At 58.6% G+C, this 22,498-nt stretch carries 19 protein-coding genes, 3 tRNA genes and 2 pseudogenes; 12 read left to right on the forward strand and 12 right to left on the reverse strand.

The features are described from left to right. Positions 1–478, forward strand: a pseudogene (locus A9D60_RS26835) (AAA family ATPase); the annotation flags it as partial. A gap of 419 nt (positions 479–897) precedes the next feature. Here A9D60_RS26835 and A9D60_RS10115 read toward each other — a convergent pair. The 5 genes and pseudogenes from A9D60_RS10115 to A9D60_RS10135 form a co-directional block, all read right to left on the reverse strand. Beyond that, positions 898–1,377: a hypothetical protein gene (locus A9D60_RS10115; protein ID WP_039170768.1), complete on the reverse strand. Its 480-nt coding sequence runs from the start codon at positions 1,375–1,377 to the stop codon at positions 898–900. After that, positions 1,367–3,793 carry a hypothetical protein gene (locus tag A9D60_RS26055; protein ID WP_175392936.1) on the reverse strand — a complete coding sequence of 809 codons (2,427 nt, stop codon included), beginning with the start codon at positions 3,791–3,793 and terminating at the stop codon, positions 1,367–1,369. Before A9D60_RS26055 ends, A9D60_RS10115 begins: the two co-directional genes overlap by 11 nt. Then, complete coding sequence (locus tag A9D60_RS10125; protein WP_065267474.1) at positions 3,790–5,346, reverse strand: hypothetical protein; 1,557 nt, start codon at positions 5,344–5,346, stop codon at positions 3,790–3,792. The genes A9D60_RS26055 and A9D60_RS10125 overlap by 4 nt, the downstream gene beginning before the upstream one ends. Positions 5,347–5,714: 368 nt before the next feature. After that, on the reverse strand, positions 5,715–6,941 hold the full coding sequence (locus tag A9D60_RS10130) for a tyrosine-type recombinase/integrase (RefSeq protein WP_141117889.1): 1,227 nt from the start codon (positions 6,939–6,941) through the stop codon (positions 5,715–5,717). Positions 6,942–7,462: 521 nt separating this feature from the next. Further along, positions 7,463–7,675, reverse strand: a pseudogene (locus A9D60_RS10135) (PA0069 family radical SAM protein); the annotation flags it as partial. A 249-nt stretch (positions 7,676–7,924) separates the two neighbouring features. On the opposite strand from A9D60_RS10135, the gene A9D60_RS10140 reads away from it, so the two are divergent. Beyond that, positions 7,925–8,623, forward strand: a complete 699-nt coding sequence (locus A9D60_RS10140; RefSeq protein ID WP_039178412.1) for a corrinoid protein — start codon at positions 7,925–7,927, stop codon at positions 8,621–8,623. Position 8,624: 1 nt separating this feature from the next. Further along, positions 8,625–9,335 (forward strand): DUF1638 domain-containing protein, encoded by a 711-nt coding sequence (locus A9D60_RS10145; protein WP_065267477.1) that lies wholly within the window; start codon positions 8,625–8,627, stop codon positions 9,333–9,335. A gap of 63 nt (positions 9,336–9,398) precedes the next feature. Here the strand turns inward: A9D60_RS10145 and A9D60_RS10150 are convergent, their stop codons facing one another. Next, positions 9,399–9,809, reverse strand: a complete 411-nt coding sequence (locus A9D60_RS10150; protein WP_065267478.1) for a SufE family protein — start codon at positions 9,807–9,809, stop codon at positions 9,399–9,401. Positions 9,810–9,943: 134 nt separating this feature from the next. Between A9D60_RS10150 and A9D60_RS10155 the strand changes: the two genes are divergently transcribed. Then, on the forward strand, positions 9,944–10,453 hold the full coding sequence (locus tag A9D60_RS10155; protein ID WP_065267479.1) for a hypothetical protein: 510 nt from the start codon (positions 9,944–9,946) through the stop codon (positions 10,451–10,453). Between the two features lie 69 nt (positions 10,454–10,522). Here A9D60_RS10155 and rnd read toward each other — a convergent pair whose 3' ends face one another. Further along, positions 10,523–11,680, reverse strand: coding sequence for a ribonuclease D (gene rnd / locus A9D60_RS10160; RefSeq protein WP_019297450.1), 1,158 nt, complete (start codon positions 11,678–11,680; stop codon positions 10,523–10,525). Positions 11,681–11,910: 230 nt separating this feature from the next. Here rnd and A9D60_RS10165 point away from each other — a divergent pair, with 230 nt between their 5' ends. Next, complete coding sequence (locus tag A9D60_RS10165) at positions 11,911–12,096, forward strand: hypothetical protein (RefSeq protein ID WP_065267480.1); 186 nt, start codon at positions 11,911–11,913, stop codon at positions 12,094–12,096. Here A9D60_RS10165 and purN read toward each other — a convergent pair. From purN to A9D60_RS10180, 3 genes are all read right to left on the reverse strand, one after another. Next, positions 12,093–12,689, reverse strand: a complete 597-nt coding sequence (gene purN / locus A9D60_RS10170) for a phosphoribosylglycinamide formyltransferase (RefSeq protein WP_065267481.1) — start codon at positions 12,687–12,689, stop codon at positions 12,093–12,095. The two genes, A9D60_RS10165 and purN, sit on opposite strands and share 4 nt — an antisense overlap. Continuing rightward, positions 12,686–13,732, reverse strand: coding sequence for a phosphoribosylformylglycinamidine cyclo-ligase (purM, locus tag A9D60_RS10175; protein WP_065267482.1), 1,047 nt, complete (start codon positions 13,730–13,732; stop codon positions 12,686–12,688). Before purM ends, purN begins: the two co-directional genes overlap by 4 nt. A gap of 124 nt (positions 13,733–13,856) precedes the next feature. Further along, a complete protein-coding gene (locus tag A9D60_RS10180) occupies positions 13,857–14,837 on the reverse strand; it encodes an MBL fold metallo-hydrolase (protein WP_065267483.1) in 981 nt (326 codons plus the stop codon). Positions 14,838–14,956: 119 nt separating this feature from the next. On the opposite strand from A9D60_RS10180, the gene A9D60_RS10185 reads away from it, so the two are divergent. The 3 genes from A9D60_RS10185 to A9D60_RS10200 all read left to right on the forward strand — a co-directional run bounded on the left by A9D60_RS10185 (position 14,957) and on the right by A9D60_RS10200 (position 17,949). Further along, a complete protein-coding gene (locus A9D60_RS10185; protein WP_065267484.1) occupies positions 14,957–15,892 on the forward strand; it encodes a LysR family transcriptional regulator in 936 nt (311 codons plus the stop codon). Positions 15,893–15,929: 37 nt separating this feature from the next. Further along, positions 15,930–16,005 (forward strand) — tRNA-Ile (locus tag A9D60_RS10190). 759 nt (positions 16,006–16,764) lie between these two features. Next, entirely contained in the window at positions 16,765–17,949 is a 1,185-nt protein-coding gene (locus A9D60_RS10200; RefSeq protein ID WP_065267485.1) for a hypothetical protein, read from the forward strand. An 87-nt stretch (positions 17,950–18,036) separates the two neighbouring features. On the opposite strand, the gene A9D60_RS10205 is transcribed toward A9D60_RS10200, so the two are convergent. After that, positions 18,037–19,356 (reverse strand): ATP-binding protein, encoded by a 1,320-nt coding sequence (locus A9D60_RS10205; RefSeq protein WP_065267486.1) that lies wholly within the window; start codon positions 19,354–19,356, stop codon positions 18,037–18,039. A gap of 73 nt (positions 19,357–19,429) precedes the next feature. Here A9D60_RS10205 and A9D60_RS10210 point away from each other — a divergent pair, with 73 nt between their 5' ends. The 4 genes from A9D60_RS10210 to A9D60_RS10225 all read left to right on the forward strand — a co-directional run bounded on the left by A9D60_RS10210 (position 19,430) and on the right by A9D60_RS10225 (position 21,533). Then, positions 19,430–20,347 (forward strand): MBL fold metallo-hydrolase, encoded by a 918-nt coding sequence (locus A9D60_RS10210; protein ID WP_065267487.1) that lies wholly within the window; start codon positions 19,430–19,432, stop codon positions 20,345–20,347. Between the two features lie 69 nt (positions 20,348–20,416). Further along, positions 20,417–20,491 (forward strand) — tRNA-Asn (locus tag A9D60_RS10215). A gap of 137 nt (positions 20,492–20,628) precedes the next feature. After that, positions 20,629–21,333, forward strand: a complete 705-nt coding sequence (locus tag A9D60_RS10220; protein ID WP_254656669.1) for a UTRA domain-containing protein — start codon at positions 20,629–20,631, stop codon at positions 21,331–21,333. A gap of 125 nt (positions 21,334–21,458) precedes the next feature. Then, positions 21,459–21,533, forward strand: a tRNA-Asn gene (locus tag A9D60_RS10225). Between the two features lie 150 nt (positions 21,534–21,683). Here the strand turns inward: A9D60_RS10225 and dmdD are convergent. Further along, positions 21,684–22,490 (reverse strand): methylthioacryloyl-CoA hydratase, encoded by an 807-nt coding sequence (gene dmdD, locus A9D60_RS10230; protein WP_065267489.1) that lies wholly within the window; start codon positions 22,488–22,490, stop codon positions 21,684–21,686. Between the last annotated feature and the right edge of the window lie 8 nt (positions 22,491–22,498).

The following is a 22,498-nucleotide window of genomic DNA, read 5'->3' on the forward strand; positions in this document are numbered from 1 at the left end:
CACGCAGGTCCGGGTGGCTGCCGCAGGCGGAACAATCGAACGGGATGTTCCCCCGAATCCGGGTCTGGCGTCAGATTTCGACCGTCAGCTCTACGTCCACCTCGCGGGGCGGGCGGCGGAGCGGCTCATCTTTGGGACTGTGTCCGCGGGCGCTGGCGGCAGCGCCACGTCCGACCTCGGAAAAGCAGCTCGGATGGTCCTGGCGATGGATTTTGAACTGGGTTTAGGGACCTTCGGCAACGGCTGGTTTGGACCACAGGATCCGGCGCAGCTGGCAGAACCCGACCGCAAACGCCTCCGTGAGAATCTCGACTACGCAGAGGACCACGCGCGTGCATTGCTGTACCCACATCAGCGGCTGTTGCAGGACATGGCTGCGGCTTTGGTGCGTGAGCGTGAGTTCGATGCCAAGGCGGTCCGGTCCTGGCTGCGCGACGTGCCGCGCAAAAATGGACCAGAGCCGGTCCTGGACCAGTAGATGCGCCCACCAATCAAGCCGCTCCGCCGCGAGGTTTGCACAATTCTTATCGGCAATCTCCGGCGGCGCAGGCTGCGGTTGGTCCAAAATCCGGACCAGATCCGCGGGGAGCGCGAGATCAATCGTTGGCGTCAAAACCAACTGAGGGTCAAACCTGAGTGTGCGGTAGAAAAGGAATAGACTATGAACGCCGAAGTCCCCTCCCAGCAGATTGACCCTGAAGTTGCCGGCAAGATCGCCTTGTTGCGGGCGCATACAACGTCCCGATTGCCATGCATTATCCCGATGGCGTCGCCAGCCCGTCATCGTGACAGAGCCGAAAAAATCCAGCTTCTGGCGGTCCAAGGTTGGGGCTCAGAGCACGGTCAATAGAAAAGCTTGGAAACCCTCCAGTGTAGGCAGCCTGGACGACCTCTGACTTAGTTATCGTGACCTTCCACATAAAACGGGATCACCTTACTGGATCGTTGATCCGCATTTTCGCGGATCCGCTTTAGTTGTGCCTGAAGCCTTTGTGCCTGGCTCTCCGCTTTATGCCTTTCAGAGAGATGCCATGCCGCATGTTTCTTGGCATCAGCAAGTTCGGCACGAAGCAATGCTACTTCAGCACGGAGGTGCTTGATCACGTCGTTAAGGTTTCCCGGTTGAACACCCTCGCGTCCAGCGGCGGCCAGCACCAAGTTCCGTACCGCAGGCAAGCGGCAGTCTTCTTCAGCAATCAGCCCTCGGGCCCGGCCAGCCTCTTTGGCCACATTAAGAATGTTGACCTTCACCGATTTACCGGTTTTCAGGCGTTTTCGCAGCTCTGGATTCTGCGGGCGACCTCCTTGAAGCCTCTCCAAAGCGTCAAGAAAGTCCTGTTCAATCATGTCGATATCTTTGGTGCGTCTACGAGGCATGGCGCAGCTCCTCCAGCTTAATTTCGACGCGAAGATCCAATTCACTGATGTCGGCACCGAGCTTCCGGCACAGGGCAGCAGACTGTTTTGCACGCGCCCGCATAAGCTCGTTAGGACGATCCATGTAGGTCATGTCCATCTTCACTACCTCGTACTGGCGTACCGCGAAGACGCTCTCAACGTAGCGCTCCTCCCAAAACGGCAGGTTCCAGCGTGCAATCGCAAACGATGGGCAGCCCGCACAGAGGCTTGGCGTTCGCGTGGAGTAATTTGGAACAAGGTCAGGTCTCCAGCGAGCAAGATCTTCCGTTCCTGCCTCCTTGTGGCAGGCCATTTCCGACGCACTTTTTGCACCGCAGATGCCATACGGCTCGAAAAACATCCGATGAAGACCCGCTTCCTCAACGTAGATGAACGCGGACTGATAGGCTGCCTCTGTCGACTCCCCTTCAATTTCAGGGCCAAGCTCCCGGAGAATTTTTTCCTGAAGACCTTCGCCATTCCGCCCAGCAAGTTCCGAGCCGCCCCGCGCTATTTCGAGTGCAATACTGGCCACCTTCTGCCGCTTGATGTCATTCATGTCCTCAATTTGGATAACATTGTTAAGGTAGCCGCCATCGGTCATAGCGATTGATACATGATGAAAATGTGCCTGGAGTACCGGCAACATCATTGGATCGACCATGTAAACAAAGTGCGCGAAGCTTTTTCGCCATTGGTGGCTCTTGAGAATACGGCCATGGCTTTCGCGCCAGGGCACAAGTTCGCGATCCATAGTCTTCTGAGCTGCATCATCGGGTAGGTCAGACAGATCGACCCACTCCGCGATGAAGGCGCGCAAGTCCGACTGAAGAAAGTCTGCGGTTACCAACCCCACCCCAGAACGCGTTTTGGGAAGACCCGGTTTGGCTACCAGTGTGACAAAGAGATCATCGGTACCGATCAATTTCCGGTAGGGTGCGAGCAGCCGGTCTACAACTAGGATCGCTTGTACGGCGGGAGGGATGTGATCAGCGCCTTTTGGGCGGGACCCGATGGTCCACTCTTCTTTACGGGGTGTTTCTTCAGTCTTCGAGAGATTCGTCGTGAGAACAAAGACCTCCGCGAAGCCTGTTACCGAATCCCGAATGTGAACGCAGCGCGGCAATCCAGTACTCTCATCAATACCAGCCTTCAGCCCGCAGACTTCACTTATCCTAAGGCCAACCGTTCCTTGAACGACAATGTGCGCGGCCGAACAAATGGCCTTTGTCAACTGGAGCAAGCGAACGGTTGTACTAATAAAAGGACACTTGAGGCCTTTCAGCCGAGCCCTTTCGCTAAGAACAGCGTTCATGTTCGGGCAGGCATGAAGAAAATACTCCATTCCCGCCCGATACCCCATCGTGACTACAATCCTGCGGGTATCCACATATCTTCTACTGCGGACCACAACCTCAGGAAGCTCTTCCACCCTAGCGAGATATGCTGCTAGATCATTTCTAATGCCCTGGACTACACTTTGATCCCAGGCAGCAGGATCCAAAGGAGGATGCCATGGTCGGCCCCCAATGGCTGAGAACTCAAAGCTCAACGCAGCTTCACGCTGTCGTTTTCGGCCAACATCTCGTCTATAGTTTTTGCTGCGGCCTTCCAAATCATTGGTGGCGTAAGCTGAAGCAGAGAGATCAACAAGGCTGATGACATCCTTGGCTGGAACACTGAGTAATTTCATGGCGGTGTTAAGTATACGCAAACTTACTTCGCTTGGGATCGGCCTGTAACTTCCGGTTGCGATCGCGCCAATTTCCCTGACAATCGCAATGACGCTACGACGACCAAAGGGCGGATCGGGCATAGATGCGATACCCGCGCGCTCTAATGCATGCCGTTGTTGCCAAATCAAAGCAATCACACGCAATCTGTTCCAGGCAACGGCCTCTGTAAGGTTTCGCCCTTGTCCATCGCCGCCTGCTTCTTCTCTGAGCCTATCGACATAAGCATTAACGACATCACGCGTCAGTTGAGAGGGCAGAACGACATCGTTTTCTACGCTCCAGACAACAAGGAAGCGCAGTCCAGTTGACAAAGCACTTAGTGAACCGGGCTTCAGCCGACCAGAACCGTCTCCTGGAGCCGCGTAAGCTGACCAAACGAGACGTTTGAGCCAATCAAGCAGGTCTGCATGGCAAGGATCACAGAGGTTGGAACCGCCGGACAGGTCGAGGTCCCAAGAGACCGCACTATGGTTTGGTCTCGCGCCAGGTGTATCACTATCAAACACCCACCTTTTATCCGACCATCTGCTTTCACTTGAGACAAAAAGGTCCTCCAATTTGTCCCGTGACCGTAAATGCAAGGGACGCGCGGCAGTAGCTTCCAAAATGCCATCTGTTGTCAGAGGTTTGGAGTGGTCAGCGACAAAGCTCATGCTCATCCTATCGCAGGTACTGAGAGACGGTACTGTTTGGCAGCTTCCAGAATGTCCTGCGGAACCTCAGAGAGAATCTGTTCAAGGTCACGCAGGATCAGTGCCCATTTCTCTTGCCACTGGACAGCCGACACTAAGCCTTGCTGCCCGGCATGAAGTGCTTGACGCAGGGCAAGGTATCTGGCTGCAGCCTGATCACTATGAAGCTCCACAGCTGCAAGTGGGCACGAAGGGCACTCGCCGTAAGCTGCACATAGTCGGTTCTTCATCTGTCCAACCCTGGGACTATCGTAAGGGTCAAGACAGAGGAAACCGGGGGTCGCTGCAGCTTGCGGACCTTTTTCTCCTATACCGCGCGGATCAATTTTCCCGAGTGTTTCCGAGGCCCGCACGTAGAGGTCCTGTATCTCGCCAATTCGATCCTGCCCCCGCTTCTTTACCCAGTCAGATGTATAGAAATTTCGCGTCGTTTGTGGACACGCATGTCCTTGCCTGACTTGTTGGGCAAAGACACCGAAATCGCGGCGCGTTTGATCAGCACCTGTCGCGCGAATGGACTTGAGTGTGAAAGAGGGCAGATCGTGCCTTGAAATAAATTTTTCTAATGCCCATTTCCAACAAATGTCACCACTAAGCCCATTTTTTTGCCGGAACGCTTTTGCAACGGTACCACTGGTAAGGGGGGCGCCTACAAAAAGCCGCGAGGAATCTGCCTTGTTAACAAGGATCCTGCGAGTTCGCTTAGTTAAGCGCTCCAATATATCAAGGAGGTCGCCAAAACCAAGTGGCGCACCGAGTTCCGCAGGCAAGGCCACTTTTGCGACATCTTCCTCTGCAATATGTGTGCTTGTTTGCATCTTTGTGGACCGGAGTTTACTCCCATGCAGAATGATCGTAGCCCCATCAAACGAAGGCTGAAGCGCGCCCCATTCGAGGGACAGAAGCGTGTCAGGGTTGAAGATTGTTTTGAATCCAATCAGCACAACGAATGGGACAAGGTCTTCAAAGCAATTGTAGAGTGTCCGGCGAATTGCCGTCATTCCGTGGGCAAAACGCACTGCAGACCCAAGCTTTGGATCAATTTGATCGAGATCCTTCAGCAGAGCCAGTTGGTTGGGAAAAGCTTCAAGAATGAGAGCGGCACAAACGCTGAGATTGTCGTAGTTGGGCACTTCGCAAAAGGACCGAGCCTCTTTTAAGATTTCCCGACCTGAAGCGAGGATCAGGTCGTTGTTGTCTAGGCGCGCATTGATGGCGGTGACATCGGCGATACAAGCCGTCAGAATATGATCGACATAATGAGGAAGAATGATTTCTGTGGGCTTGCTCTTCTTGCTTCGCCCAGGCCATGGATTTCGCGGAAACCCTGACGCATAAATCAGGTGCTCAGCTGCGTAGCCCCAGGTCTCGTGACCTTCCAGTGCGTTGATACAATTGCCGACGGCACCCAGCAGCGTGGCACGCGAACTAAGTGCCAACGGTTGCCCGCTCTCAGTTGGCGCATCGAGAAATCGCAGGTACCCGGTCCAAAACCCCTCATCAATGGCTTCAATCGTCAAAGAGCCCGAAGGAAAAAGAGTAAGATAATTGCCTATTCCTCTAAGTAAGTTGCGGGAGGCGTTGTCTATTGACCGTACTCCCTTACCTTGAGCCCAACACCGGAAACCTTCAGCTAGACACTCTGCGAATTGCTGATGTGCAAGGAATGGTGTGAAATCATAGACCCCCGAACTTGCGGCGACCGGGATAATCACGCGAAGACGTGCATATCCTGTCTCGGGATCAGGAGTGCAGTCGACACGAGACTGTAGGCGACTGCGATCAGCAAGCTTTACGACAGATGAAACATCACGTTCGTTGCTTTCTGCAGTCCTCCTCGCTTGGGCAACAACGGACGCAGCAATGTTTGCTTTCCTTCCACGAGCCATCAGCGCACAGACTTTATAACTGCGGTCAGCCCAGGCGTTGCCCAAACACTCACATGCTTCAGGTAGGTGTCCGTGGTGGTGGCCAGTTGCGAATGACCCAACTGGTGTTGAACGTATTTCCAAGCATAGGCTTCGTCATGGCCGGCTGCCAGCAGGGCGTACCAGGTCATCACAGCATAGGTGTGCCGAAGAGAGTGATCGCTGAATTTGGCAGCTGCCTTTACTACTGCATGCCCGGTGATGGGATCGGTCCGGGCGCGCTGTTCGATTAGCCCTGCACCAGCGCAGGCCCGCTTCATCATCTCTGTCACACCAGGTATCTTCATCGGACGTCCTGCACGGTTCGTCGATGTCTCGGAGTTGAGCAGTAGCTGACCCTCCCTCGCTCCTCTTCCACGGGTTCGCAGGGCCTTGGCCCGGGCGCCGTCAATGTACGCTTGGATGTCAACTACAAGCCAAGCAGGTACGTCGACTTGGCGCGTCTTGTTGCCCTTTCCTGTTACAGCAAGTTTGTGATGTGCGAGCGAAGCTGGATCAGGGGTCATTGCGAGAAAGGGAAAAATAGTCAGCGAGACCTTCTCACGAACTCGAAGCCCGACAGCCCAACCAAGATCAATCGCGATCCGATCCCTCGCCGAACCTCCGCTCTCTGGTGTCCGCTCGGACACTCGCGGGCCGGCCCATTTCAGCAACGCGTCGAGTTGATTTCGGCTCAGCACCCGAACCTTATCGGTTTGGTTCCTAGGGATGATGCTCCGCATACGAGCCGCCGCACCTCCCTTTCGAGTGTGCGCGAGCATATCGCGGCTGATCGGTGCCCGGCCAGCAGTTCGCTGCTCTGTTGAAAGGGATGCATCAACCATCCATCCTTGCTCGTGAGCGAAGTTAAAAAAATCAAGGATGGCGCTCATTCGGGTGCCTACAGTTCCTGGCGAATAGGGCCTTCCCGTAAGCGGCGAGACCGCCGACAGATACGCGTCCCTGTACGCGGCGAGGTCATCGGCCGCAGTGTCCCGCCAATCAATTTTGATCGCCTCGCACCACTCGAACCATGTGATCAGAGCGCGTGCCTTGTTTTCCCATGTTCTGATCGACCCTGATCTTGGAACGACCTGCTCATTCAACCAGCGGCAGGCCTGCTCGTGCAGGTGACCATTTTCCCAGATTGCGGGATGGCCAGCACGCAGGGTTTCAAATGCGGAGGGATTGGCAAAGAATGTGTACAACGGAGCTATGTATCGCGACGGCAATGTCAGTCACCCGACACTTAACCAGCCCCAAAGATCCAAGTCAAGTATCTGAATTTAAACCATATTTCGGTTCTCGCACATTCCCCAGCTGTCTGATAAGCCCTATTTTTTAGGGCCTTCTCGTTGCTTTCACCCACTGAACGTAGCTTTTTCGCAAAAATGCCTCGCAGGGGACTGCACCAATTACCGTGAAATTCCCGAGCAGGACCGCTTAGGTCAGGCTCGTCCCAGTTGGCCTGCGCTCGACCCTAGTTCTCCTTCCGCACGCCAAGAGATCTCCATGTAGCTAGGCTTCGCAGAGAACGTGTTCATAAGAACTCCGCCCCCGCAATTTATGCGAGGACAAAAAGCCAACAGAAAATCCTTGTTCGACACACAAAATAGAGGCTTGATGAACACTTTTTTGCATCTAGGTCCCAAATTTCCCGCAAGACCAACCAACGCGAAGAACCCTTAAAAACCAACGCTCGCTCATCCGATCACGCAACTCATATTTCATGCTCGCAGCCGCGGTAGGGATTGATCGAGCGGTCAAACGGCAGGTCGGGTGAACGGTTGTAGGTGATCAGCGTGCGCGCCGCTTCCTGACGCACCTCAGTGGGAATCACGGCATCCGGCAGCTCCTGGAACCAGCCGTCATCCACCCCCTCCCGTGCCATGTCGAACCGGCCTGCCGCATTGCTGAGGCTGGCACGTGATTTGCGGCGCATGGCGGGTGGCGTAATTTCCGGCGGCATGGACGCAAAATAACCGCTCAAAGAGAACAAATAAAGAACAAATGGGCAATTTCGAAGATTTCCATGTGGAATCTTCATTATTCTTGCGCCGGAATTGTCTCTATACGTCGGTTAGAAACGCGGCAATGTCGCAAATAATGCAGTTCGCAAACAGCATTCTGTCACAAAAGCCTCAGAAATAGGCCAACACCGGGGATTCCCCCGTCAGCAAGGATTAGGCGCATGTCGGACGAAGAAGACATCATCCTCTCGGAACTCGATGACGAGGAACTTGTTCAGCAGATGTTTGACGACCTCTATGACGGTCTCAAAGAGGAAATCGAAGAAGGCGTGAACATCCTTCTGGAGCGCGGCTGGGTTCCCTACGACATTCTGACCAAAGCCCTGGTTGGCGGCATGACCATCGTCGGCGCCGACTTCCGCGACGGCATCCTGTTCGTTCCCGAAGTGCTGCTGGCCGCAAACGCGATGAAGGGCGGCATGGCCATCCTGAAGCCGCTGCTGGCCGAAACCGGCGCCCCGCGCGTCGGCTCCATGGTGATCGGCACCGTCAAGGGCGACATCCACGACATCGGCAAGAACCTGGTTTCCATGATGATGGAAGGCGCGGGCTTTGAGGTTGTCGACATCGGCATCAACAATCCGGTCGAGAACTACCTGGAATCGCTGGAAGAGCATAAGCCGGACATCCTCGGCATGTCGGCTCTGCTGACCACCACCATGCCCTACATGAAGGTGGTGATTGACACTATGGTCGAACAGGGCCTGCGCGACGACTATATTGTGCTGGTTGGCGGCGCACCGCTGAACGAAGAGTTCGGCAAGGCAATCGGCGCCGACGGCTATTGCCGTGACGCAGCCGTGGCCGTGGAAATGGCCAAGGACTTCGTTGCGCGCAAGCACAACTCGATGAGCGCCTGATTTGGCACGCAAAGGACGCGCAGCCCGCTTGACAGAGCGGGCTGCCTTCCGCCCCCCGACCGGGCGGACGCTTGAGGAAAGCTCCCTCACCGAACAGGGCCTGGCTGCGCCCGAGAAAAAGACCGGCCGCATCCTGCTGATTGCCTGCGGCGCGCTGGCGCGCGAGATCCTTGCCATCAAGGACGCAAACGGCATGGATCACATCGACCTCACCTGCCTGCCTGCCAAGCTGCACCTGTACCCGGAGCAGATTGTCGACGCCGTTGATGGCGCCGTTGCCAAGCATTCAAAGGTCTACGACAAGATCTATGTGGTTTATGCCGACTGCGGCACCGGCGGCGCGCTGGAGCGCAAATGCGCTGAACTGGGCGTGGAGATGGTTGCAGGTCCGCATTGCTATTCCTTCTTCGAAGGCAACGAAACCTTTGCCCGCCATTCGGAGGAAGGCGAAATCACCGCCTTCTATCTGACCGATTTCCTGGTCAAGCAGTTCGACGCTTTCGTCTGGCGCCCCATGGGCCTCGACAAGAACCCGGAGTTGCGGGACATGGTGTTTGGAAATTACACCAAGCTAGTCTACCAATCGCAGGTCAATGACCCCAAGCTGGTGACAAAGGCGCGCGAATGCGCAGACCGCATGGGGCTGGCGTTTGAGCACCGCCATACCGGCTATGGCGATCTGGAAACCGCCATTTTCCGCTGGGCGCGCTAACCGCTTCTTCTTTGAAGGAAATACTTCGGGGAGCGCGAGGCCCTCACCCTCCGCCCGTTTGCCTCAGGCCTGCGCCATCGCGGTTTCGCGAATCCGCTCGATCATTGCCCTAAGGCCGTTGGAGCGTTGCGAGGACAGGTGTTCGTTCAGACCCAGGCGGCCCAATTCGGCCTTGGCATCAACTGCCGTTACCTCTGCCAAAGCCAGCCCGTTGTAGAGGCAGCGCAGCACCGCAATCAGCCCGCGCACGATCATCGCGTCGCTGTCGCCGTCGAACCGGAAATCACCGCCCTCGATGGTGGCATGCAGCCACACCTGGCTGGCACAGCCGTCCACCTTGGTCGCAGGCACTTTCAGTGCCTCGTCCAGAGGCTCCATTGCCTTGCCCAGATCGATCACATGGCGGTAGCGGTCCTCCCAGTCCTCCATGAACTCGAAGTCTTCCACGATCTCTTCAAAGGCGGCAGTGGCCATCGTCTGTCTATCCTCAAAACCCGCGTCCGGTGCAGATCAGCACCTAAGCCCCTGCCCGTCCCTTTTCAACCGCTTTTCAAGCTGCACCCAATCGGGTAATCCGTTGCAAAGACATTTTGAATGGGCGGGGACGAATGCAAAAACCATTGGCTCTTACATTGGCCTGCGCGCTGGTGCTTTCAGCATGCGGCTGGCGGGATTCACGGCTGAACCCGACCAACTGGTTTGGCAGTTCGGAACCGGCAGAGGTCGAGGTGGCGGAGAACGTCAACCCGCTGCTGCCGCAGGAGAGCAATGCCCGCGGCATTTTTGCCAAGAAACCGCCCAAAGACAAAAGTGTTCTAATCAGCCAGATCGCCGGGCTGCAAATTGAACGAACGGCCTCCGGTGCGATCATCCACGCAACCGGCATTGCCGAACGCCAGGGTGCCTTCAAGGTCGAGCTACGCCCAGTGGAGGACGCTGAGGATGGCGTGCTGACATACGACTTCCGAGTGGTCTACCCGGAAGTGCCGACCCTGACCGGCAGCGAGTTCAGCCGCACACTGCATGCGGCCCGCACCCTGTCGAACCAGGATTTGGAGGAGATCCGCATCGTCAGGGTAAACGGCGAGACGAACGCACGGGAAAGCCGGCGCCGCTGAATCTCCTGGCCATCAAAAAAACGCCCGCAGATGCGGGCGTTTTTTTGACACTAACACCAGGCTGGAAATTTAGAGCTCAACCACTTTCACGTCCTGCCCCTTGGCAGCCAGTCCGATCTTGCCTTCGCACAGGCGCAGCGCGTCAGCCCCGAAGACTTCACGCCGCCAGCCGCTAAGGGCCGGAACATCGCGCAGGCCTGCCGCAATTGCGTCCAGATCGGCACTGGGCGCAATCAGCTTCGCGGCCACACCTTCCGCCTCGGTCTTCGCTTTCAGCAGCACCCGCAGCAGATCGGCAAGTGCGGGGTTTACCTGCAATTTCTCCTTGCTGCGGTCCATCTTGGGGTGCTTTTCAGCCGGGCAGGCAACGCCTTTGGCCACGGCCTCCAGAATACCCTCGGCAATCGCGCCCTTGCGCGCCTCGCGCAGCAGCAGGCGGGAACCGCCCAGATCCCCCGGATTGCGCGGCTTGGTAGAGGCCAGCTCGACCAGCGCGTCATCCTTGAACACCCGGTTGCGCGGCACGTTGTTGCTCTGCGCGTAGGTCTCGCGGAAGGCAGCCAACTCGCGCACTACGGCCAGAAACTTGCCGGAGTTGGTCCGGGTTTTCACCCGTTTCCAGGCGTCCTGGGGCTGAATGTCATAGGTTGCAGGATCCGTCAGCACCTGCAGCTCCTCGGTTACCCAATGGGCGCGGCCGCTTTTGTCCAATTCGGCGGCAAGGAACTCGTAGATCTTGCGCAAGTGGGTCACATCCGCCAGCGCATAGGTCTTCTGCGCCTCGCTTAAGGGACGCCGCGACCAGTCGGTAAAGCGCGAGGTCTTGTCCAGCCCCTGCTTGACGATCTTGCGCACCAGCGTCTCATAGCCCGCCTGCTCGCCAAAGCCGCAGACCATCGCCGCAACCTGGGTGTCGAACAAGGGCTTCGGAAAGACCTGCGCGTCGACCCAGAAGATCTCCAGATCCTGCCGCGCGGCATGAAACACCTTGACCACATTCTCGTTGCGGAACAGTTCATACAGCGGCTCCAGCGAGATGCCATCCGCCAGCGGATCAACCAGAACCGCGTCGTTCTCCCCATCCCCGGCGAAGGCCAGCTGTATCAGACAGAGCTTGGAATAATAGGTCCGTTCACGCAGAAACTCGGTATCCACCGTGACATAGGCGTGCTGCGCTGCAGCTTCACAGAAGGCCTGCAGTTCTTCGGTAGAGGTCAGAGTTTTCATCAATTACGGCTTTTCATTATCAGTAAGACCGGGCCGTGATACGCGCTTGTCCCGGCCAATGCAAACAGGTGCGGGACCGGGTGGAGAATTCTGCCAGCAGCGCTGTGGCCGCCAGCACACGGGCACCACCAGTGTTCACTATTTGTGATGATACTCGATTCAAACATTCATTTTCATAATAACACGCGCACTCCTAGATTGGGGATACACCCGTCACAGGAGGACAAACGATGACCATACTTGATCTTTCCCCCGCCAAAACCGGTGGTTTTATGCTGTCCCGAGGATTGGTTCCGGTACTTGCGGCAGCATTGCTGCTGGTGCTGATCGGCCTGCCCGCACTGATGGCGCCGGAACAGCAGACCGAGCAGCTGGACTGGCGCGGAAACAGCGCGGCCACGCAGGAAATCCGTTAAGGCAACTGTACCGGTGTCTTGTCGCCCGCGGCAAAGCGGCGCAGCACCGCCGGATAGAGCTTGTGCTCTTGCTCCAGCACCCGCGCAGCCAGTGCGTCCGGCGTATCACCTGCCATCACTGGCACCCGCGCCTGGCCCAGGATCGGGCCATCATCCAGCAACGGTGTCACCTCATGCACGGTGCAGCCATGCTCCGCGTCGCCTGCTTCCAGCGCGCGGGCGTGTGTATGCAGGCCCTTGTATTTCGGCAGCAGTGAGGGGTGGATATTCAGCATCCGCCCCTCGAATTGCGAGACGAACCCGGCGGTCAGCACCCGCATGAAGCCTGCGAGGCAGACAATGTCCGCGCCGGCCTCAAAAATCGGTTTTACCAGTTCCGTCTCAAACGCTTCCCGGTCGCCCTTGAACGGGCGATGGTCCACCACGGCGGTTGCCACGCCTGCCGCCACGGCCTTGGCCAGACCGCCGGCATCGGAATTGTTGGACAAAACAAGGCAAGGCCGCGCCGGGTGATCGCCGGTCATGCTCTCCAGCAGCGTCACCATGTTGGAGCCGCCGCCGGAAATCAGGATCGCGACCTTTTTGTGGCTCACAGCAGCTTGCCCGAATAGCGCATGCCGGCGCCTGCGGTGACGGTGCCCAGGCGGGCCACGGTCTCGCCTTCACCCTCCAGAACCTTGACCAGCTCATCAGCGCGGTCTGCAGAAACGGACAGGATCATGCCAATGCCGCAATTGAAGGTCTTCAGCATTTCCGCCTCGGCAATACCGCCGGTCTCTGCCATCCATTTGAACACGGGCGGAAGGTCCCAAGCGTTCAGGTCGATATCGGCGCCCAGATCCTCAGGCAGAACCCGCGGCAGGTTCTCGGTCAACCCGCCGCCGGTGATATGGGCCAGCGCATGCACGCCCCCTGCCCGCACTGCGGCCAGGCACTGCTTCACATACAGACGTGTCGGGGTCAGCAGCGCCGCGCCCAGGGAGCCCTCACCAAACGGGCAGTCCGCGTCCCAGCCGAGGCCGGAAACCTCAACCAGCTTGCGCACCAGCGAATAGCCGTTGGAGTGCACGCCGTCGGATGCCAGGCCCAGCAGCACGTCGCCTTCCTGCACACCTTCGGGCAGTGCCGTGCCGCGTTCCATGGCGCCGACAGCAAAGCCTGCAAGGTCAAAATCGCCTTCGGGGTACATGCCCGGCATTTCCGCAGTCTCGCCGCCGATCAGCGCGCAGCCGGAGCGTACGCAGCCCTCAGCAATGCCTTCGATTATGCGGGCAGCAACGTCTGTTTCCAGCTTGCCCGTTGCAAAATAGTCGAGGAAGAACAGCGGCTCAGCGCCCTGGCAAACCAGATCGTTCACGCACATGGCAACCAGGTCGATACCAACGCCATCCACCACACCGGTGTCGATGGCGATCCGCAGCTTGGTGCCAACGCCATCGGTTGCACCAACCAGGATCGGATCGTTGTAGCCTGCAGCCTTCAGATCAAACAGCGCGCCGAAGCCGCCCAGCCCGCTGGCCACGCCGGGGCGGTTGGTACGCTTGGCAGCCGGCTTGATCCGGTCAACCAGGGCGTTGCCCGCATCAATGTCCACACCTGCATCTGCATAGGTCAGGCCGTTCTTGCCGCTGGTCATCACATGGCTCCTTCAAATCGGTTGCGCAGCCTTTAGCGCAAGGCGCATCAGAAGGGAACTAGGGAATCTGCTGCGCCATCGCCGACAGCGCAGCAGAGCGGTTTTCACCACAGGAATGCGGGCCTTAGATCCCGAATTGCCAGGGGGCTGCCTGATACGCAAAGGCATCGCCTTGCCGCAGCACCCGGCCCAGCGCCGGGAAGTCCAGATGCGCGCCGGTCACTAGCAGGTTGTCCGCCGCTGCCCGGTCCATCATTTTACGCCGTGTCTGCGCGGTCTGCACCGGATCGGTGTCAAAGGCGATGGTCCAGTCCGGCAGCGCAAACTGCAGTGCGGCGCTGTGGATCAGATCACCCCAGAACAGCAGTCCTTCGCCGCCCGCATCCAGCATGAACCCGGTGTGGCCCGGCGTATGGCCCGGCAGTTCCACAGCAGTGAAACCGGGCGCAGCCTCGCCCTCCCCCTGCAGCAGACGCAGGCGGTCGGCATATGGCGCGACGGATCGGCGGGCCATGTCAAAGAAGCCGCGGCTGCTTTCCGGCACGCCTGCCATGATGGCATCGTCATGCCAGAAGTCCCATTCCCGCTGCGCCACTACCAGTTCGGCATTGGCAAAGGCCGCGGCACCGTCCGGCGTGATCAGTCCGCCGGAATGATCCGGATGGATATGCGTCAAAAGTACAGTATCAATACTTCCCGGCGCAACGCCTGCCGCTGCTAGCCCGGCGCCCAGCGCCCCCAGGCCCGGCCCCATCAATTGCGCCGTACCAGTGTCGATCAGCAGCTTCTTCCCGCCGCGCTCCACCAGGTAGCCATTGACCGGGATCTGCAGGGCATCGTTCTGCAGCCGGTGCAGACCCTGTGCCAGCACCGCTTCCGCCTTGGCAGCATCGTAGTCATTGAACAACTGGGTTCCCAGCGGCAGATGGCCATCCAGCAGCACCGTAATCCTGGCATCTCCAAGACTGAACGGGTGGATGACAGGGCCAGCCGCCGCTGAACCCTCAGCCGCCCAAGCCCAATTGCTGCCAGCAAGCCCGGTTGCCAGTGCCGCCGCCGGAGCTGCCGCCAGCCCGCTCAGAAATGCCCTGCGATTGATTGTCATAAGAAACTCCAATATCTGTTTCAGGAAATATTCCCGTGCACCGGACTTAATCGCGCATTTCCGCAGCTCGCAGCCCGGCAGCACCGATAACTGTTATTAGTAATTCTTATAGGCGCCCCATGGACAAGCTGACCTTGCTGGAGACATTCACCATCGCCCTGGACGAAGGCAGCCTGAACCGGGCCGCCCGGCGCCGCGGCATCACCCAGTCGGCGGTCAGCCAGCAGATCAAGCAACTGGAGGCGCAGATCGGCCAGCAATTGCTGCACCGCACCGCCAAGGGCATCCATGCAACCCGTGCAGGCGATCTGGTCTACAGCCACGCGCAGTCACTGCTGAGCGGCTATAACCGCATGACAGCGGAGGTGGATGCGCTGGAGGGCAGCGTCTCCGGCACCTTCCGGATCAGCGTGAACTCCTTTCTCGGGCGCAGTGTTATCGGGCCGATGCTGCTGGACTTGAACCGCGAGCACCCGGACCTGAACATCGTGATGCGGCTAGAGGACCGGCTGGTCGATGTGGTACGCGAAGGCTACGATCTGGCGATCCGCACCGGACAACTGGGCGATACCGATGGGTTCGGACGCAAGATCTCCACCTTGGAAACCGTATTGTTTGCCACCCCCGGCTATCTCGACCGCGAAACCCGCCCGCAAACGCCGGAGGAGCTGAAACGGCTAAAGTTCATTCAACACCATGAGGACCAGACCCGCGGGTTCTTTCCGCTGCGCCGAGGCGGGCAGGAATACCCGGCACCGGTGCAGGTGGGCTTCACCGCCGATGACCCCGACCTGATCATGCGCGCCGTAAGCAGCGGCTCAGGCTATACCCGCGCGCCCCGCTTCATGGTCGAGGAACAGCTGGCCAGCGGCGAATACGAACAGGTGCTGCCCGGCTATGAGGCACCGCTTAAGGACGTGTTTGCCGTCTACCCATCCCGCCGCACCCCGGACCGCCGCCGGGACCTGACCATCGAGCACACGGTTGCCCGGCTGGAGACCCTGCACCGGACCCGCGCAGAAGAAACGCCGTTGCCCGCCGCAATCACCGCTTGACCTTGCTTGCCTCTTTTCCTAACCACAAATCCATGGCGGGCCTGTAGCTCAACGGTTAGAGCAGAGCGCTCATAACGCTTTGGTTGCAGGTTCGAATCCTGCCGGGCCTACCATATTTCACTCCGCCTGCCCCCGCCTATTCCCGGCAGATTGCCAGTTACTGCATCTGCAGAATCCAGAGAGGCGGCCATGATGGCCGAAAAGGATGCACATCCCTGCGGCACTGCACAGGCGCCAAGGCACAACGTCAGCACCACCGCGTGATGGATGCGGAGGTACCAGTGACCTCATTACCCGCAGCGGAAAACCCGATGGTTTCGCCAGCCGTGACGGCATAGGTGAACACGGTCCCGGCTTCATTGCGCATGGCAAGGTCGCCCCCCCCCCGGGCAGGCGCAGGACCCTGGACCTGCCAGGTCAATCCTTCCCGTCCTGCGGGGTAGTGTCAAAATGGTGGGCGGCCGGGCATTCCAAGCCGCGGCGGAAACTGGTGAAAGGGTCAATCTGAGGCATTCGGGTACTCCCAGGCAGGTTTCGCTTCAGGCTGCTTCCCCTATGTCAGAGAGTTACAGGCAAAAGACAAAGATCCGGAAAACCGGGCGTGCGCTGTTCAGGCCTGCGGCGCAACACTCTGCGGCCAGTCTGGGGACCGCAGCCTAGTGCGTCCGGTCAGGAGGCACCAATCCATAGACGCCTATAGGATCATGCCGTTCTCAAACCGCCTTCACCCGGCTGTAAGCTTTTTGCTTTCATAATCCCCGCCGTCCGGTAGGGTGGCCTCAGAGCAGGGCAAATTACTTGTTCCGTAGCGATTTCGATACTGTTTTCAGGCGCCGCCCCCGCCGCAAGATTATTCAAGAGGCACCAGAAATATGGCGACAGAAAAGCTCACCATCATCAAAGCTGACGTTAAAAATGAGGTCACCAAAAAGGTGAAGCCCAAATTTGTTCAGCTCGGCAACATGAACTTTGCGGCAACCGTCGAGGTCGACAAGAGCGTTGCCAAGGAACTCGACACCGACGCCCGCTTTGTCGCCAAGCTGTATGACGATGCCACCAAAGAATACAAAAAGCTGCTGAACGAATGCTGCCTTCGGGTGGATGCCGCGAACAACCTGGGCTCGGTGATGCCGCTGAGCGACAAGGAATGCAAAGAGCTGGACGCCGACATCAAGAAGATCTTTGCCAAGTATGAAAAATCGATTGAACAGGTCGCGACCAAGCATTTCGACAAGTGGAAACAGGCCAACAAGGACCGCAAGAAATACCGCATCAAGGTGGTGAGCGCGATTGTGCTTGGCAGCGCCTGCGCCATTGGCTCCACTGCCTCGCTGGCGGCTGGCGCGGTGACCGGCGGTGTGTCCATTGCCGCCAGTATCTATGGCATTGCGCAAAGCATCGTTTCGGTGGCGCGCGCCGTGCAGAAGGTGACATCCGACATCGTCAAGATCCACGGCGAGCTGGAGAAGGCACTGAAACAGCTGGTTTCGGCCTATGAGAAACAATCCAAGGCCAAGGTAAAGGCCAAAGAGATCGGTAAGGAGTTCCTGGCAGACTTCCTGATGATCGAAACTGCGGGCTTCAACCGGGTCGACAAACATCTGGAAACCTACAAGGCCAAGCTCAAGAACATCGATCTGGAAATCGCCGCACTGGGCAAGGAGCTGAACAAGCTTCTCGACAAGCAAAGCAAGCTAGACAAGGAGATCGAGAAGAAGCTGGGCAAGATGGCCAAGGACCGCGGTTACAAGAGCAAGAAGCTGGATGGGCTGTTCACTGCGATGGAGGCCACGCGCAAGGAAACCGCCAAACTGATCAAAAGCATCGAAGCCTATCACGTCAGCATCAAGCCGGCCGAGAAGTTCCGCGACAACTCGCAAAAGGCCGTCGACGCCCTGCGCCACAAGGATCCAGTCTGGGCCAAATGGGTCATTTGGGTCGGCAGCCTGGGCCTCAGCACCACTGTGACCAGCATTGCTTCCGGAGGCGAGAACCTGGTCAAAGCGGCTTCGGCGATTGAGACCGGTTTCAACACTCTGTCCAAAGAGTTTGCCTGACGGCCGCCTTTCCCGCAAAGGCGGGTCAGCAAGATTTCACACTGGCAGCCTTACCAGGGCTGCCAGCTTGCTTTTCTCAGGGCGCTCTCAGCGGGCGATGACGATATCCGCCTTCAACCCGCCCAGATCGGCGCTTTCGCCCAGCCGCAGGGTGCCGCCGTGCGCCCGCGCGGTATCAGCGACAATCGCCAGCCCCAGCCCGACGCCGGTGCCCCGGTTCTGGTTGCGGGCCGGGTCAAGGCGGGTAAAGGGGCGCACCGCATCGCCGCGCTGCTCTGCCGGGATGCCCGGCCCGTCATCCTCGACCCGTATCCGCATCGATTTATCCGTCATCGCAACGGAAACCCGCGCCCGGGTGCCATAACGCACCGCATTGGAAATCAGGTTAGCGACCGCCCGGCGCATCGGCTGGCGGCGCAGCATCACCTGCCCCTCGCCGGACATTTCACCCAGAGTCACCTGCTGCTCCTGCCTCTCCCAGTCGCTGATGATATCGCGGACCAGCTCTTGCGGATCCACCGGCTCCGGCTCGCTGACCGCAGCGCCACGGGAGAAGTCCAGAAACGCGTCCAAAAGCGCCTGCATTTCGTCGACATCACGCAGCATCGGCGCCGCGTCTTCTTCGTCCAGCATCGCCAATTCCAGCTTCATCCGTGTCAGCGGCGTGCGCAGATCATGGCTTACCCCCGAAAGCATCAGCGTACGCTGCTCAATCTGCCGTTCGATCCGCGCACGCATGTCCAGAAAAGCGCTGCCCGCCGCCCGCACTTCTGTTGCGCCGGAGGGTGAATACGGCACCGCCCGCCCGCGCCCGAAGGCCTCGGCCGCATTGGCCAGCCGCTTGATCGGGCGCAGCTGGTTGCGCATGTAGAGGAAAGAGATCATCATCATGAAAAAGCCGAACAGCAGCATGGTGACAATCAGCTGGTGCGGCGCTGCAGCAGTCAGCCTGCGGCGGTCAAAACTCAGCTCCACCAGCCCGTGAGCGGAACCGAAGTAGATCTGCACCATCCGGTCAGACAGAAACCGCGCCGCCAGAAAGCCCGGAAACGTCTTTTCCATCTCCTCGCGCACCACCCGGCCGGAAAATTCGATCAGGCTGAATTCATCCTCCGGCAGCGGCGCGCCTGGCGGCAGAAACCGTGCCTGCATCTGCAGCGGCTGCAGCACCGGTGCGATCTGGGCCAGCGCCGTCTCCTGATCCGGCGCAGCATCGGCAATCTGGCGCAGCAGTTCCATCTCGCGCTGGATGGTCGCTGTCATCTGCACTGTCACATCCTCCAGGTCGCGCTTGATGAACACGACGGAGATCACGATCTGCAGCGCCACGATCGGCACCACCAGGATCAGGGCCGCCCGGGCATAGAGGCTGCGCGGCATATATCGTTTGAGCCATTGGAAGAACATGGGCTAAGCCTATAGGGCGCCGGGGAAAGAGGGAAGATTGCCCGGGCCGGGAAATCATTAATGAGGCAGGACCATGCAGGCACCGGACGACTTCAACCCGCAACCCGGACTGGCCGAGGAGATGGAGCCGGGCCTGCGCCGTATTCTGGCTCCGAATCCCTCTCCCATGACCTACCGCGGCACCAATACCTATATGCTGGGCACTGACGGGCTGGCAGTGATTGACCCCGGTCCGGCGTCGGATGCGCATCTGGACGCAATACTTGCAGCCGTGCAGCCCGGCCAGAAGATAACCCATATCATCGTCACCCACAGCCACCTAGACCATTCGCCGCTGGCCCGCGGACTGAGCCAGGCCACTGGCGCAGCAGTCTATGCGTTCGGCGGGCCGCAAGCAGGACGAAGCGACGTCATGTCCCGTCTTGCCGCGCACGGCCTGGCCGGTGGCGGCGAGGGCATCGACAAGGAGTTCACCCCGGATGTCACGGTGGACGATGGCGAAGTCATCAGCGGAGACGGCTGGGAACTGGAGGTGATCCACACTCCCGGCCACCTGGGGAACCACATCGCGCTGGCCTGGGGGGATGCCTGCTTTACCGCCGATCATGTGATGGGCTGGGCCAGCTCGCTGGTATCGCCGCCGGACGGAGACCTGACCGATTTCATGGCCTCCTGCCGCCGCCTGCAGCAGCGCAGCTGGCGGGTTTTTCACGCAGGTCACGGCGCACCAATAGACAATCCGAAAGAACGGCTCGACTGGCTGATAACCCACAGGGAATCACGCGAAGCCGCAATTCTAAAAGCCTTGGGGCAGGCTCCGGCTACCGCCCGCAGCCTGGCTGAACAGATCTATACCGACACGCCAGCCGCCCTGCTGAAAGCCGCGGAGCGCAATGTTTTTGCGCATCTCGTGGACCTCACAGGCCGCGGCCGGACAGCCCCGCAAAGCCCCCTGTCGGCATCGTCGGTTTTTGAGTTGAGCGGCGGCTGAATTTTTTCAAAAAATTCCCCGCTGCCCTCTGGACGGCCCACCCCGGGAACGCTATATGGCACGAACCGTTCCGGCGTAGCTCAGCGGTAGAGCAGTTGACTGTTAATCAATTGGTCGTAGGTTCGATCCCTACCGCCGGAGCCATGAAAAGCCCTCAAGCCTCAACCGCTTGAGGGCTTTTTTGCATCTATTGGCCCCCGTGTTGCTCCGTAGCGGCTGCTCGCTTTTCAAAGCCACTTATGTCTATATATATAGCCATTAAGCATTTTATTGGAGACAGTATGGCCGCACCACGCGCAAACATGAGCTACCGCGATATCAAGCAGGTGGTGCTGGACCGCATCCACAACAAGATCTGGCCCCCTGACAGCCTGCTGCCGAGCGAAACCGACCTTGCTGAGGAGTTTTCAAGCACCCGCACCACCGTCAACCGAGCGCTTCGGGAACTGGCTGAGGAAGGCTATCTGGAAAGAAAGCGCAAGGCCGGTACCAGAGTTCTGAATGCGCCGGTCAGAAAGGCACAGTTTGCGATTCCGCTGGTCCGTGACGAGATTACGGAAAACGGATCCGAGTACCGCTACGCACTTGTTGAGCGTACCGTTCTGCCTGCTCCGGCCTGGCTTTCCGCCAGAATGGATATTCCGCAAGGCCGGGATGTGTTGCATCTCAGATGCATGCACTATGCCGGCAATGCCCCGTTTCAGTATGAGATCCGCTGGATCGTTCCTGACAGCATTCCTGACGTTCTGGAGGCGGATTTTTCCAGTTCCGGCCCCAACGACTGGCTGGTGCAGAAAGTGCCCTTCACCAATCTGGAGCTGAGCTTTCTGGCAACCAAGGCCGACCAGAGCGTGGCCGAATTTCTGGACGCGCAGGCGGGCGATCCGGTTTTCACAGCAGAACGCATCACCTGGCTGCGCGGTCAGCCGGTGACGCTGGCCAAACTGTTCTTCGCCCCTGGTTACAGGATGACAACGCACCTCTAGGACTAGGTCAGGCCCTTGCTTTCGGACTGTGCCAGCGGGCGCGAAATTCACCTCAAAAAAATTGCCTTTGCATGAGAATTTCCTCTGGACGCCGCAATCCGGAAATCCTATACGACGCCACATGTTCCGGCGTAGCTCAGCGGTAGAGCAGTTGACTGTTAATCAATTGGTCGTAGGTTCGATCCCTACCGCCGGAGCCAAAGAATTCAAGGGCTTAGCGATCACTCGCTAGGCCCTTTTCCTTTGCGCAGCAAACAGGCCGGTCAGCCGCCGCACTGGCTGGAGCCCCGGGAACAATGCTCTTTGGCGCCGCCAGGCTGCCCCTGCCCCTGGCGGCGCGCATCGAAGAATTAGCTGTTGGGACGCACCCGGGCAGCGGTCTTGTTGGCAAAGGCCTCCAGCCGTTCCCGCGCTGCGGGCTGGGTGTTCACCACGCCCGCCACCACTGCCTCGGCATAAGCCGCATCCATGCCGGACATATTGTTCAGATGGCTGATTGCCGAACAGATCGCATAGTTGGTCAGCGGCAGGTTTTCAGCAATCTTATCCGCCAGTTCCAGCGCCTTGTCGAAACTGGAACCTTCGGTGATGTATTGCGCCAGCCCGAGATCGACCGCCTCCTGGCCCTGATAGACCCGGCCGGTCAGAATCATGTCGATCATCCGGTATTTCCCGATCATGTCAGAGACCCGGATGGTAGCGCCGCCGCCGGTGAAGATGCCGCGCTGGCCCTCGGGAAGCGCGAAATAGGTGCTCTGGTCGATAACCCGGATATGTGCCGCGCTGGCAAGTTCCAGACCGCCGCCAACAACTGCGCCTTGCAGCGCAGCGATGACCGGGACGCCACCGTATTCCATCTTGTTGAAGGCTTCATGCCAGCGCAGGCAAACATGCATGAAATCGTCGGGGCTGCGGTCGGCCTTCCAGTGCTCCACCAGATCAAGACCAGCGCAGAAGTGGTCGCCATTGCCTGCCAGCACCACGGCCTTCACGCCATTGCGGTGGGCATTGCTGAAGAAGGTGACAAGTTCCTCGATCGTGGTGGTATCCAACGCGTTGCGCTTGGTGGGGCGGTTCAGCCGGACGATGCTGACACCATTGTCCTGCTGTTCGATTTCAAGGTTTTCATAAACGTGCGCATTTGCTGCTTGGGTCATGGGTCTGG

Origin of the sequence: Leisingera sp. JC1 (assembly GCF_001679925.1) — a bacterium.
Classification (GTDB): domain Bacteria; phylum Pseudomonadota; class Alphaproteobacteria; order Rhodobacterales; family Rhodobacteraceae; genus Leisingera.